The sequence below is a fragment of the Azospirillum sp. A29 genome (assembly GCF_042604625.1).
Taxonomy (GTDB): domain Bacteria; phylum Pseudomonadota; class Alphaproteobacteria; order Azospirillales; family Azospirillaceae; genus Azospirillum; species Azospirillum palustre.
The window spans coordinates 896642-910490 of sequence record NZ_CP170467.1; the positions used below are offsets into that span (position 1 = coordinate 896642).

Below are 13849 nucleotides of genomic sequence, written 5' to 3' on the forward strand. Positions count from 1 at the left end.
TTGCTCATGCTTTTGCACACGCAATACGGGAAGAATATTTACTAAGATCCGGCCTCATAACCAGTATGCGACCGTTGCGACGATGTGGACGGCGGCCATGAAGTTGGTGGCGGAGCGGTAGTAACGGGTGGCGATGCGCCGGAAGTCCTTGAGGCGTCCGAACATGCGCTCGATGACCTTGCGGTTCCGGTAGAGGTAGGGAGAGAAGCAGTTTTTCCAGCGCTTGCTGACGCGTGGTGGGATGTTGGGCGCGGCTCCGGCCTCTTCGATCTTCCGGCGAACAGCGGCACTGTCGTAACCCTTGTCGCCGTGCAGGAGATCGGTGGCGGGCATCCGGTCAAGCAGGCGGTCGGCGGCGGTGCAATCGGCAACCTGACCGTCGGTCAACAGGAAGGCGAGCGGCCCACCGCGCAGATCGCTCAGGGCGTGGATTTTGGTGGTTCTCCCACCTCGGGACCGTCTGATGGCCTGGGCGCGCTCCCCCCTTTACCGCCGCTCGCCGAACGATGGGCGCGCACCGCTGTGGAGTCGATCATCACCTGGGCCGGTGAGCCACCCGCCGCCAACGCATGGAAGATGTCCTCCCACACGCCCTTCGCCGCCCCGCGGACAAAGCGGTTGTAGCGCGCAACGTTGATTGGGACCTGATCCGCGGATCTCATCATGGCCCGCGGTCAATAGCGCCGCACCTCTGGAGGCCGGACACATGACCGCACCCGACCACTTCGCCACTTACTTCACTTTTCTTCTTGCACAGAGGCGGTCGTCCACACATGAATCACAACGGTTCCCTTCAGGAAAAGCTCTTTATGGGTCCGGACCCTAACGCATGGTGTAGGACCACGGCTCCGGCAAAAGATCATAGCCATCACGCCGCTGTACGACATGCGCAAACCCGGGAAAGTCAATGTGGGAGCCGGCGATGAGAGTTTTCCTCGCAGAAACCTCTTCGAAGAGCTTTTTTCTCGTCTCCGCGGCGAGTTCCTGATCACAGTCAAATGTGAGCGTCACTTCCGGTCTGGAAATCTGTATTTCGGGAATATGAATTGTGTCGCCCCAAATCAGAAGCTCTTCCCCCTTCGATGAGATCGTGAAGCCGGAATGCCCGGGTGTGTGCCCCAGCAAGGGCCTCGACAGAACACCTGGGAATACTTCCGTGCGACCTTCGAAAGCTTGAACGACGTCTTTATAAGGGGTGACTTGCTCGCGAGCGGTGTCGAAGAAGAAACGCCGGTCCTGGTCGCTTGCCTTGGCCATCTCGACATCATCGAACCAGTGAGCCAACTCGTTCCGGTGGACCGCAAGTCTGGCATTCGCGAAGATGCGACGCCCGTCTGCCACGTCCGTCAAGCCCGCTGAATGATCTGGATGGATATGCGTCAGAAGTATTGCATCGATTTCATCGCTCCTGATGCCGATGGCACTAAGGTTTCGCAGAAGCTGTCCGGCGGTCGGGCCGAAATAAGGGCCGCAACCGGTATCGATCAGAGCGATCTGTCCTTCCGAGTGAACGAGGTAGCAATTGATCGACGCCCGTCTGACCGGACGAAGCTTTTCCTCGAACAACAGCAGAGCTTCAGAAAGATCGATATTCCTCAAAGGTTCGATGCCTGCATCGGCATATCCGTCGGAAATCGCGGTTACGACGATATCACCGATTGCGCGATGATAGATTCCAGGAACCTGACCAAGCGGCTTTCGCGACATCATTTCCTCCTGCCATAATTTGAATCGCTCAGAACACGTTTTTGCTGTGCATGGCGGGATTCCAGGTTCGGCGATCCCGCCACCCCCGGATTGTTACGGAGCTTCAGGCTCCGATGCTTTCCTTTGACTGCCCACTTCGGTGGCGGAGCGTGCCGCAAACCTTCTGACGCTCCGTTCCGCCGGCAAAAACGCGGGGTTGCCGTGCCGCACCGACCAGCCCCAACACCAAGTTACAGAATGCGACCTTTCGGGCCTTCATCGCCTTGTCAGTGCTCTACGGACCATCGACCGCCGGGTTGGACGAACCGGTCCCGGTACATTGCTTCATAACTCTGTGCGGCGCTGAGAACGGACCTGTCGTCTCCTCTGGCCCCTATGATCTGAAGACCGATTGGAAGCCCCTGATGACTGAAACCGCAAGGCAGCGAGCAGGCGGGCTGTTGACTTAAGTTGATCGGGAAACTGAAGGACGACCACTCGACCCAGCTCCGCTTGTCGCCGTCTGGCGCGTTCCTCCCTGCTTCGAACGGCAGGATCGGCACGGTCGGCGAAACGATGAGATCATACTCGCAAAGCAAAGCGTCCATGGCACTGCCGAAACGGCTACGGCCGGCTTCAGCATTCATTCTCTGAGCGCCGCTATATTTCTGGCCGACTTGCGCTGCGGCGACGAATCCCGGATCGAGTTCCGAAATTCGTCCGGAGTCGATTGTTGAAAGGCGGTTCGCCGCACCGACGCACCAATGCCGTGTATAGATTTCCAACAAATCGTCTTGATCGGGAAGACGCAATTCCTCGACATGCGCGCCCTCCCTCCGCAGATCGGAAATGACGCCGTCTACGGCGTTCAGCACCTCGACATCCACATCTCCCACGCACGGTGTTCGCCAATAGCCAATCCGCTTTCCTTTCCAACCGTATTCGAAGACATCGAGATCGGGAAAAGGCATGGGAGGCTGGGTCCAGTCGCGCAAATCCCTGCCTGACATGATTTGCAGCATCACCGTGGCATCCGCGACCCTGCGAGCCATTGGCCCGATGTGGGCGACGGTGCCGAAGGAACTCGGAGGAGCAAATGCCACCCTGCCGTAGGAAGGCTTATGTCCGACGATCCCGGTGAAGGATGCAGGGATTCGCACCGATCCCCCACCGTCCGTGCCGACGTGGAGCACACCTGCGCCGCATGCAGCCGCAACCGCGGCGCCGCCAGACGAGCCGCCCGGTGTCAGTTTCGGGTTCCAGGGGCTTCTCGTGACGCCAAACGCAGGACTGTCGGTGACGGCTTTCCATCCATATTCCGGGGTGGTGGTTTGCCCGATGAAAACCGCTCCCGCTTGCCGCAACCTTTCAACTGCCGGAGCGTCTTTTTCGAAGGGGGCGGGATCCGTCACACGACTGCCATAACGAACCGACCAGCCCTCGACATGCAGGATGTCTTTGACCGTCGTCGGCACGCCATCGATGGACGAGCGCGGTTCGCCTTTGCACCAACGACGCTCTGACGCTTCGGCGGTTCGCATCGCCCTGTCGAAGTCGAGAAAGGTGAATGCGTTCAAATGGGAGATTTCCTCCGCGCGCTCCAGCGCTGAGCAGACGACCTCCACAGGGGACAGCTCGCGCTTCCGATAGGCCGCGGAAAGTGTTGCGACATCCATCACGTATAATTCCGCGGATCGGGAAGACGATTGATTTGGATTCGAGTACATGTGCCGCTTCCTCTATTTTGCTGGATGTCAGGGTGTTCGGATTGAACGAGCTGGGTCTTACGGGACTTTAGATCTCGGCATCACTGCAAACGAGGTTACCGTTCGGCCAACTCGGTTGCGTGCATGTTGGAACCGCCAATTTCGGTACTATCGGCCCGTGTATGGGAGGTGCCGATTTCCGCGAGATCCACTCCGGCCGTTTCGCGGATGATCAAGCCGGCGGCAATCGCTACGAACCCCAAGAACATAACGTAGTAGTGATAGAGATTCTGTTGCCCGATGTCGGAAAGGTAAGCATTGAGATAGGGAGCTGTTCCCCCAAAAATTGCCACGGAGACCGAAGACACGAAGCCAACGCCCTGCGCCCGAGCCTGGGTAGGGACCTGTTCCGACAACACAGCGGGGAATATTGACGCAATCAACCCCCATGCTCCCAGCGCTATTACCTGGGCAAAGAACAGGGTGTGCGGTTCCGTCGTAACCATTGTGGCAATGGGGTAAGTAAGCGCGACGACCGATATTCCCCAGGCGATCATCACTGGTTTCCGCCCGAGGCGATCCGAAATCATCCCGCAGACCGGCAGCCAGAATACGCAGAGGGCCATGGCGATCAAGCTGGCGCGATAGGCTCCGCCAGGATCCATGCCGTTGGAAATTGCGGTCGCGGGTGCGAACGTCACCCAGGTGTAGTAAGCGACGTTCGTCGTGCAATTGAGCATGACGAGGTTGCGGGCGATGCGAAACATGTCGCCTCGCGACAATTTCTTCTCGGCAACCTTCTCCTGTTGCTCGAAGACGTGCGACTCTTCTACCGATTTCCGCATGAAGATGGCGTAGATGCCGAGGACGCCGCCGATCGCAAAGCCGATGCGCCAGCCGTAGCTGTTCATCGCGCCCGCATCCAGAAGCGCGGTCAGGGCGGCCGCAACGAGCGTGGCGGCGATCACACCGACGATCACACCAGCATAGACGCAACTCGACCACAGGCCACGGTGTCTTCTGGGCGCGATTTCGGCCACGTAGGTATAGGATACGCCCGTTTCTCCGCCGTGGGCCAGGCCTTGGAACATGCGGAAGACCAGCAGGGCAAAGGACGAGAACAATCCGCTGTTTTCATAAGTTGGAATGAGCGCAATTCCAAGGCTGCTGAAAGCCAACAGCAGCATCGTAGCGACCAGAACACCCTTGCGGCCCAATCGATCGCCCAGCCGCCCGAAGACGAGACCGCCGACCGGCCGCGCGAAGAAGCCGGCTGCGAAGACTGCGAGCGTGGATAGCATCGCTGATCGCGAATCGGTTTTGTCGAACAGGTTGTTGGCCAGGTATACAGAAAAAGTCGCATACAAGGTCCAGTCGAACCACTCCAGCGCATTCCCGACAGAGATTGCGCTCAGCGACCTCCAATTCGTTGCATTTTTTGTCTGTTTCATTGTTGTCTCCCATCCTCGTCCGCAAACCGATGCGATCGGTCCGCCTTGGGTCCGAGCGAATTCGAACGCCATCCACCATTGCCCGTTTGCGCTGGACAACCTCAGGTGGTTTCGAACAAATATGATAAAAAGTCAGTGATCATTCATACGCACCGACTTCGGCCGGCACGCATGAGGGTGACGATCTGCCCTATCGTCTTCCCGAAATCAGGAGGCGCAGCTGTTCCGCCAGGACGGCCAGAACAAGAAGTCCACCCAAGATGATCATCTGATAGTAGGAGGAAATATTCTCCAAATTCATGCCGTTGCTCAGTACGGCAATGAAGAGGGCGCCAAGGGCCGCACCGAAAAGCGTACCCTCTCCTCCGCGAAGCGAAATTCCACCGAGCACGCCCGCGGTGATGGATTGAAGAACGAAATTTCCGCCCAGGTTGGTGTCGCCGGTCGATACGCGTGCGCTCAGGAGGATGCCGGCAAGCGAGGCCAGCATGCCGCTGGTGATGAAGACGAGAACGATATGGCGCCTGACATTGATGCCGGACAATCGCGCAGCAACAGGATTGCCGCCCACAGCGTAAATGTAGCGTCCCGCCCGTGTCCGCGTCATCGTGAGATGCAGAGCGACGGCGAAGAGAACCGCAATGTAGACCGATGTGGAAATGCTGCGAAGATCGGGCGTTCCAAAGACTGCTATGAAATTCTCGGGAAGACCGGTGACCGGAGCACCCCCGGAAATTTGGTATCCTGCGCCAGCCGCTATTCCTGCAATGCCCAAAGTCACGATGAACGATGGAACATTCAGGTAGGCGACGGCGACACCGTTCACCATGCCGAGTATCAGTCCGACCGATAAGCCGCATGCGACCGAGATCGCGATGGCAAGCGGGAGATCGACCCCATTGGCCGCCAGAGCGATCATCAGCGTGGCCGAGACCACACTCGTGAGGCCGAGCAGAGCGGCCACCGCCAGGTCGAAACCTCCGCTGATCAGAACCAGCCCCTGCCCGAGCGAGACGATCATCAGGTATGAGGACTGATTCAGGACATTGATGAGGTTATTGCTGTTCGTGAACCGGGAATTCGCCACGGCAAAGAAAGCAAACACCACAAGAACAAGCGCGCTGATGATGCCGGTCGTTTTGAGGCGCGAAAGCATCCGGTCAGCAACGCTGCGCAGAGCAAACGGTTGCGCCGGCCGGGAAATTTGCTGCAAAGGCGTCATGCCGCCGCTCCTGTCTTTATGTCGCCTTCTTTCCGACCGACCGCGAAAAATGACGATAAGATCGCCGCTTCGCTGATCTCTTCCTGCTGGAACTCCGCGGTCTGTCGGCCGAAGGCCAGCACGTATGTCCGGTGCGTGAGGTGAAGGATTTCCGGGAGGTCCGATGATATGAGAAGGATGGCGGCCCCGGCCTCGCACAGCTGCTTGAGAATCCCGTAAAACTCGAGCCTGGCTCCCACATCCACACCGACCGTCGGCTCGTCGACGATGAGAACCTTCGTTTCACGCAAGAATGCCCTGGCGAAAACGACTTTCTGCTGATTGCCTCCGGAATATGCCGAAACGTTCCGATCGAGAAGTGGCGGGGTGAGGTTCAAGCGGTTCAGAACCCGCTGCACCGCGTCGTCTTCGGATTTCTTCCTCAGCCATTGCCCGAAAGCAAAAGACCGTAGGTTGAGGCACGAGAGTGTCGCATTCTCCCGAACCGATCTGTTGAGAACGAGTCCTTGCCTGCGTCTGTCGGGCGGCAGGTAGACGACCCCAGCATCGAGCATCGATTGAGGCGATGGGGATCGCAGAGACTTGCCAAAAAGCTTCACCTGGCCGGCCGCCAGCCGCTCTTCGCCGAACAGGCTGCGACCGACCGCCGACTTGCCGCAACCGACCAACCCGGCTATGCCGACAATCTCACCGGCGCGGACGCTGATCGACACATTCTGGAAACGCCCCGACGCGGCGCTTGCCCCTTCCAGTGCGATGGCTTCATCCGCCGGTTTGAAAGCGATTGTCGGGTAGACATTCAGCGTCTCACGGCCGGTCATGAGCTGGATGAGTTCATCTTCATCCGTTTCCGACACGAGCTTGGTGGCGATGCGGCGACCGTCACGCAATATGCTGATGCGGTCTCCGATTGCCTGGATCTCCGCCATGCGGTGGGTGATGTAGATGATGCCGACACCGAGACGCTTGAGTTCCGCTACGATCGCGAACAGTCTTTGGGTTTCGACATCGGTGAAGGCGGTGGTCGGTTCATCGAGGATCAGAAGCCGGGGATCGTTCTGCAGCGCCTTGGCGATCTCGACCATCTGCTGTTCGGCGCGCGAGAGGTCGGCAACCGGAGCCTGCGGATCGATTGCAATGCCGAGCCGAGCAAAAATCGCCGCGGCTTCCCTCGACATGGCGCCTTCATCGAGCAATGCCGACTGTCGCTTTTCCCGTCCAAGAAAGATATTGGCGCAAGCGGAAAGGGTCGGAATCAGACTCAATTCCTGAAAAACCACGCTGATTCCGGAATCACGCGCCGCGCGTGGCGATCCCGCCAGCAGGACTTTTCCATCGAAACGGACCGTGCCACCCTCGGGCGCGTAGTTTCCGAGGATGATGTTCACCAGAGTAGATTTTCCGGCGCCGTTTTCGCCGAACAGGACATGGACCTCGCCCGCTCGCACATCCAATGAAACGCCGTCGAGCACGCGTACGCCGGGAAAGCTCTTCTCTATGTCGCACGCTTCGAGGAGAGCACCGGGACAAGGGTCAGGGACGGGGGCCGATCGTTGAAATCCGCCCGCCATCATGGCCGCACCGAAAACACCGGCTTAAAGCCGTTTGGAGCGAAACCGGCCATTGCTGCGTCGGAAGCGGCGTTGTCTTTCGTCAGCTTCTGCGGAACAGGCCACACCTCGGTACCCGGCTCCAAAGTGCCGTCGACCGCCTTGACCGCCATATCAAGCCCGATCGACGCCATCAATGCGACATTGTCGCTGAGCGCCCACTCGATGTCGCCTTTCTCGATGCCGTCTCTGACGGGTCCCGTCTGATAGGTCGATCCGATCTTGACCTTGCCCGAGAGGCCGGCCGCTTTCACAGCACCGCTTGCGGCGTCCGCGGCGACGGCATTGCCGATGACCCAGTTCAGGTCCGGGAAGGCGTTAAGGGTATCTGCAACGAGATTGTATTGCGTGTTCTTGTCGGTGTCGCCGTACTTGACCGCGACGATCTCAATCTTTGAATCGGCAATCCCGACTTTGAATCCTTCGAGGGTGCGCGCTGCCCAGTCTGCGCCGGCGGGGCCGGGAAGGAGCGCCACTTTGACAGTTGCGTCCACAATGCTTTCCCTGAGATATTTCGCACTCGCGATTCCGACCTGATAATAGTCCAAAGTCGAACGGCCCATGAGATTGTCGGCGGCGGCGATCCGAGGAATGATGTTGATGACGGGAATACCGCTCTTCTTAAGAGAGGACACCGCCGAAGACACGCCCTCTGCGCTGATCGGGGCCACCAGCACGGCATCGGCTCCTTTGGCTGCGCAGTCGTTCAGCTGGTTGACCTGGGCGCTCAGATTGCTGAACGAGCCGGCGTTCAGGATGTCCACCTGCACGCCGAGACGTTTTGCTTCAGTGACGATCCCGTAATTGGCCGCAATCCAGTAAGGGTCTTGCATCGTCGGGAAGCTGACGCAAACATAGCTTTTCTTTTCGGCTTTCGCCGGGGGGTGCCAGACCGACTCCGACACCGTTTTGACGTCGCTCTTGTCGGGGATGAATATTTTGATCGGCTTCGAGAAGATGGCGGATGGTTCTTCCGCGAAGGCGACACCGGCTGAGACACCTTGATGGCATATCGCCGTTGTTCCGAGAAAAATCGCCGCATGCAGAATGTTTGAGGTCATTGCTCCCTCTCCAGTCGTTGAAGTCCTGTTTTCCAGCATTTTCTTATTGTGACGCTCCTTTCCGGCCGTATCGGCCTGGACGAGCGAAGTCCCTTTGCCTCTTGCGGGCCAGGCGGCCCGCTGCTCATGCATCAACCAGAGGCAAGGATTGAGCATGCCGCCGATCAGGGCTTCCGGCGGGGCCCGCGCATCACTCCGCAGCCTGCCTGGCTTCGCCGCTCCAGCATTTCTGGATGAACGTCAGGGCTTCCTGGTTGACTTCTTCGGGATTCGTCGCGCTCAGGAAGTGATATCCGCCCTCGATGGCCTTGAACGACACGCTTTTCGCACGGGGGAACAGCTTCGCTTCTCTCTGCGCATGCGAGACGGAATACACGACGTCTTCGGTTCCATGCAGCCACAGCACCGGGCTCACGACACCGTCAAGCCGCCCGCGCAGACCGTCCCGGTCGCGAAGGTTTATGGTACACATGCGAAGACGGCTGCGGCCGTCGTCGCCTTTGTAGTTTTCCTTCAGTCGAGACGTCCAGAAGGCACGCGTCTCCTGGTCGATGTTGATACCGAAGGCCGGATCGATGAGGTCGTTGCAATATTGATCCGATGGCGCCCATGCCGAATCCACCTCCGTCGCCAGGTCGGCGATCCAAGGATCGCAGAACGCGGGGGCGTCCCAGCATCCGAGGTCCCGGCTCGCGGCACTTTCGCAGTCCATCGACGTGCCCAGGGGGATGACGCCATCGATTTTCGAAGGGGCAAGAAGCGCCATCCGCATGGCGATCCAACCGCCCTGCGACGTGCCCAGGACGAAGGCAGACTTGATTCCAAGGCGATCGAGAACCTGGATGTTTGCGATCGCACTGTCCCAATAGGTGAATTGCTCGCTTGCCGTTCGCGTCGCTCCATGCCCGTACGGCTCGAGTGCGAGGAGATTGACCTTGCCGGTCAGATTCGCATCGGCGAATTGACGCCGGTACAGCTCCGATGACGTCGTGAATGAATTGATCATTACCAGGGTCGGAAGCCGGGGATCGTAGTCTGTGGCGGTTCTGCAGCCGATTTTCGAACCGCCCAAGTGTGGGACGTCGATAGTCTGGAATTTTGTCATTGATGCCTCGGGTTCTTCGGTCTGGTTTAGATGAACTCCGAGATTAAATAACACCGATCGCGCCGCCGGCCCTTTCGAGGATTGCGGAGTGTGGCAGCACAAATTGCGGTTCGTTGCGTCTCTTGTGCGGGATCAATGACGGCCCGCAAAGTGGCCGAGGATTTGGCCTCAAGCGGCGATGCCCAGGCACGGGATCGCCTTTATCACATCAGTTCAATAAATTAGCAGAATTCAGCCACACGATTTTCCGTCCATATCACCGAACATGAACATCCTTAGGAAGAATTACATATGAACTTATGCAATCTTGTAGAGCTTTTCGGCTGCGGTTGACATTTCAGTTACGGCCGTGATTGGGTCGCCTGGAGGTCGATACTCTCGCCGGTTTCGCTGAAAGAGGGAGGAGTGAGGGTGCGCGATTTCCTTTTTGGAAAGTCAGCCCTGGAGCTGGGAAAATTGCTGACCACGGGAGCGGTGACACCGTCCCATCTGCTGCATGCAACGCTGCGCCGCATTGCATCGAGTGACCCGGCTGTATTCACTCAACGGACTGTTGCGAGAGCAGAAATGGAAGCTGCCGCAGCGTCGAGGCGCTACTTGGAGGGCCGGCCGCTCAGCATGCTAGACGGCGTTCCCGTGGCCTGGAAGGACCTCTTCGATGTTCAGGGAGAGGTTACTCGCGCAGGCTCTTCGGTGTTGGACGATGGCCCTGCCCTTCGTGATGCGGAATTGGTGCGTCGCATCGCGGCCTGTGGTGCGGTCACGACCGGAAAACTGAACATGACGGAATTCGCATTTTCAGGACTGGGATTGAACCCGCATTTCGGGACACCCAGGAACCCATGGAGTCGTGGCGAGGACCGCATTCCCGGCGGATCGTCGTCCGGCTCGGCGGTCGCGGTCGCGCTTGGGCTGGTTCCCATCGCGATTGGGACGGACACGAGCGGTTCCGTCAGAATTCCCGCCGCGTTCAATGGCGTCGTCGGCTTCAAGCCGTCAGGGGGGCGATGGCCGTTGGAAGGGGCATTTCCATTGTCCCGCACGCTGGATACCGCGGGTGTTTTGACACGCACGGTCGCTGACGCGGTGGTCGTCGATGCGGCCGCATGTGGGCTTCCCCCGTCCGAGGTCTTGCCCCACACCGACGGTCGAATTCGTTTGGTCGTGCCGACCAATGCGGTCTGGGAAAGCGTCGACGCCGATGTGGCCAGAAACTTTGAGGAAGCTGTTCGCAGATTGGAAGATTTCGGCGTCGGAATTGAGCACCGCCGCTTGCCGGTCCTCGACGAGGTGCTTTCGGTCGCGTCACGGCATGGTGCGCTCGTGGTCAAGGAAGCCTTTGAGCTGCATAGAAGCCGGCTCGCTTCCCCCGACGCCGAGCGCATGGACCCTCGGGTGCGGACGCGGATGCTCCTCGGCAGCCATATGAGCACAGCATCGGAGGCAATCGTCAGGCAAGCCCGGCTGGACTTGATTGATGCAATGGCGGACCTGTTCGACGGCGCGACATTCGTCGCATACCCGACCGTTGCAATCGCAGCACCTCTTCTTGGACCCTTGGAACTCGACGATCACCTATTCGCCACCACCAATATGCTTGTTCTAAGAAATACCCTCATCGGCAGTTTTCTCGACTGGTGCGGTATTTCCATCCCAAATGGATTTGACGATAACGGTATACCAACCGGTTTTCTTTTGTCCGGCGGACCTGGAAGTGATCATGCGCTGCTGGCTCTGGCCAACCGAATTGAGGCGGTAATTCGAGGAGGGCAATCCTTCGACTTCATTCGCCACAATCACAGCTGAGTGGACGCTGGTAGAAAAATATTGCACGATCTTCCCAAGAATTTTCCATAGCATGTCAAGCTGCTCAGGCCGATGATCGGTTGGCGCGGCAAGGCCATCTGTCGGGGAGAGCGGAGACCGTGGGCACATCCGAACTGCTGCCGGGGAATATGAAATCGCTTGGATCCTTTTTGTGAGTGGACAGCAGGGTCGCACCGGTTTCCAGCGTGGTAACGTCAGGAGGAATGAATGTCCGCAGCATCTTCAGTGGCAGCCTCACGTCCAAGTTATCCGCTGAAATTTGGCATGATGCCACAAGACGACCAGATTATCGGCTCGGCCGTTGGCAGTAAATATACCAAGGGAGGCAGCGAGCTTATCAGGGCGTCATCCAAGACTGGGGATGTCAATTCCGTATGTGCCGAGATTTATCAACACAATCACCTTAACTGCACTTCTTTTGTGCAACCTGTTACGGAGATTGTCATTAACGTTTCCGGGAGCGCGAACTTTCGCAGGCGCGCCGACGGTGCCGAACAGAAATATCTTTCTCAGGTCGGCTCAGCCAGCATTTGCCCCGCCGGTGTGGAGGTACGGTATCTCCACATCGAGGCCGGTCCCCTCAAGTTGCTTCATTTTTATCTGCCGACGGATCTGTTCGGTGCCTTGCAACCCGTCGGCGATGGGACGCATATCGCGTGCCTGCTGTACAAAGGCGGGATCAACGATCCTCTAATTCAGAGCATCGGCTTTGCGGTCGCGGAAGAGTTGATGCAGGAGGAGAGAAGCGAAAGAGTAACTCAAATGCTTTTGGAGTCGTTCGGGGTCGGCTTGGCGGCCCGCCTTATGCAGCGTTACACGCGCAATGATCAGCGTGGTTTGTCAGAATCTTATTTCGATGCTTATTCAGGCAGGGGATTGGATCGTTGCCGCCTCAGCCGGGTGGTGGAGTTTATCCAAGAAAATTTGGAAACTGACATTTCCCTAGACGATTTGGCCAAAATCGCCTGTCTCAGTGTATTTCATTTTTGCCGGGCCTTTAAAACAGCGACCGGTGCGTCGCCATTCCGATACATCTCCGAGTTTCGGATCGCTAAAGCGAAAACGCTTCTAAAAGATCCATATATGACTATTGACGATATAGCGCTGTCGACCGGTTTCTCCTCTGGCGCAAACCTTGCGCGGGCATTCAAAAAAACTGTCGGCGTCTCTCCTACTCAATATAGATCAAAATGCTGAGGATGAAATTCCGGATGCTGGCATCGGCACGTTAGCAGGCTGCGGAAAAACGAACTTATTTTGGCTTTTTGCCTCCGCTGAGGCTTGGAAATGGCGTTTCCGCCGCCCGTTTTGTCAGAATGGAGCGCTTTTTTGCGCTCCGAGACGCTCGGAGCCGCCGTTCAGGCGGACTCCGAGCGTTATTATGGCGCCGCCAGCAGCTTGAGCAGGCGGATCAGGTTGTAGGCGGTGGCGGTCAGGGTGAACATCCAACCGACGCGAGCCGTACCGCGATGACGCGTTTTGCGTAAGCCAGCTCCCTTGATCCAGCCGAACAGCTCCTCAATCCGTTTGCGGATGCGCAAGGACACGGCATAGCCAGGGTGGCGGGTGGTCCGGCCGTCGATCGCCGAACGGCGATTGCTCGTGTTCTGCGCGACATGCGGAGCGGCGCCCAACTCGCGCATGTTCGCCACGAGATCCTTGGTGTCGTAAGCCTTGTCGGCGCCTACCGTGATGCGGTGGCGGCCGGGGATGGCCTCGACCATGGAAACCGCCGCTTCGCGTTCAGCCAAGCCGGTGGCCGCGGTGAGCCGGACATTCACCGTAACCCTCCGCCGAGGGCCACCTTGTGACCGAGCGGGGAAGCTGAATCATGACCCTCCTCCGAATCAGTGGACACCTCTGCTAAGCTCCAGATGGAGTGGAGAGGTCAAGAATGACGACGACACGGCGCATCTTTACGGACGAGTTCAAGCACGAGGCGGTGGCGCTGTCGACCAGCAGCGGTCGCTCCCTTGCGCAGATCGCCCGGGAATTAGGCTTGCAGCCCTCGGTGTTACCGAAATGGCAGCGCCGTCTAACCGGGTCAGGGGGCCGTCGATGCCCCCCGTCCAGCAAGCGGCGGCCCCCCCTGACCGCTGGCGCTGATCAAGCATCGGAAATCGCCCGTCTGAAACGCGAACTCGCCCGCGGGCATTGTCACGCGAACTGAACCGGCCTGCA

Annotated in this window: 10 protein-coding genes and 2 pseudogenes; 3 read left to right on the plus strand and 9 right to left on the minus strand. The window is 58.4% G+C overall.

Going from position 1 to position 13849, the window contains the following annotated elements; genetic code table 11:
• Nucleotides 1–54: 54 nt before the first annotated feature.
• The 8 genes and pseudogenes from ABNQ38_RS32250 to ABNQ38_RS32285 all read right to left on the minus strand — a co-directional run.
• Nucleotides 55–623: pseudogene (locus ABNQ38_RS32250) on the minus strand (IS5 family transposase); the annotation flags it as partial.
• 199 nt (nt 624–822) lie between these two features.
• Entirely contained in the window at nt 823–1710 is an 888-nt protein-coding gene (locus ABNQ38_RS32255; RefSeq protein ID WP_377810364.1) for an MBL fold metallo-hydrolase, read from the minus strand.
• A 263-nt stretch (nt 1711–1973) separates the two neighbouring features.
• Complete coding sequence (locus ABNQ38_RS32260) at nt 1974–3362, minus strand: amidase (RefSeq protein WP_377810365.1); 1389 nt, start codon at nt 3360–3362, stop codon at nt 1974–1976.
• A gap of 146 nt (nt 3363–3508) precedes the next feature.
• Nucleotides 3509–4843, minus strand: coding sequence for an MFS transporter (locus ABNQ38_RS32265; protein ID WP_377810366.1), 1335 nt, complete (start codon nt 4841–4843; stop codon nt 3509–3511).
• A 190-nt stretch (nt 4844–5033) separates the two neighbouring features.
• On the minus strand, nt 5034–6065 hold the full coding sequence (locus ABNQ38_RS32270; RefSeq protein ID WP_377810367.1) for an ABC transporter permease: 1032 nt from the start codon (nt 6063–6065) through the stop codon (nt 5034–5036).
• A complete protein-coding gene (locus ABNQ38_RS32275; protein ID WP_377810368.1) occupies nt 6062–7537 on the minus strand; it encodes a sugar ABC transporter ATP-binding protein in 1476 nt (491 codons plus the stop codon). Before ABNQ38_RS32275 ends, ABNQ38_RS32270 begins: the two co-directional genes overlap by 4 nt.
• A 98-nt stretch (nt 7538–7635) precedes the next feature.
• Nucleotides 7636–8736 (minus strand): TMAO reductase system periplasmic protein TorT, encoded by a 1101-nt coding sequence (torT, locus tag ABNQ38_RS32280; RefSeq protein WP_377810369.1) that lies wholly within the window; start codon nt 8734–8736, stop codon nt 7636–7638.
• 190 nt (nt 8737–8926) lie between these two features.
• On the minus strand, nt 8927–9841 hold the full coding sequence (locus tag ABNQ38_RS32285) for an alpha/beta fold hydrolase (protein ID WP_377810370.1): 915 nt from the start codon (nt 9839–9841) through the stop codon (nt 8927–8929).
• A gap of 411 nt (nt 9842–10252) precedes the next feature.
• On the opposite strand from ABNQ38_RS32285, the gene ABNQ38_RS32290 reads away from it, so the two are divergent.
• Both ABNQ38_RS32290 and ABNQ38_RS32295 read left to right on the plus strand, forming a co-directional pair.
• A complete protein-coding gene (locus ABNQ38_RS32290) occupies nt 10253–11647 on the plus strand; it encodes an amidase family protein (protein ID WP_377810371.1) in 1395 nt (464 codons plus the stop codon).
• Nucleotides 11648–11875: 228 nt separating this feature from the next.
• Entirely contained in the window at nt 11876–12865 is a 990-nt protein-coding gene (locus ABNQ38_RS32295; protein WP_377810372.1) for a helix-turn-helix domain-containing protein, read from the plus strand.
• Between the two features lie 182 nt (nt 12866–13047).
• Here the strand turns inward: ABNQ38_RS32295 and ABNQ38_RS32300 are convergent.
• Nucleotides 13048–13464: pseudogene (locus tag ABNQ38_RS32300) on the minus strand (transposase); the annotation flags it as partial.
• A gap of 98 nt (nt 13465–13562) precedes the next feature.
• Between ABNQ38_RS32300 and ABNQ38_RS32305 the strand changes: the two are divergent.
• Nucleotides 13563–13838 carry a transposase gene (locus tag ABNQ38_RS32305; protein ID WP_377810373.1) on the plus strand — a complete coding sequence of 92 codons (276 nt, stop codon included), beginning with the start codon at nt 13563–13565 and terminating at the stop codon, nt 13836–13838.
• The last annotated feature ends 11 nt before the right edge of the window (nt 13839–13849 follow it).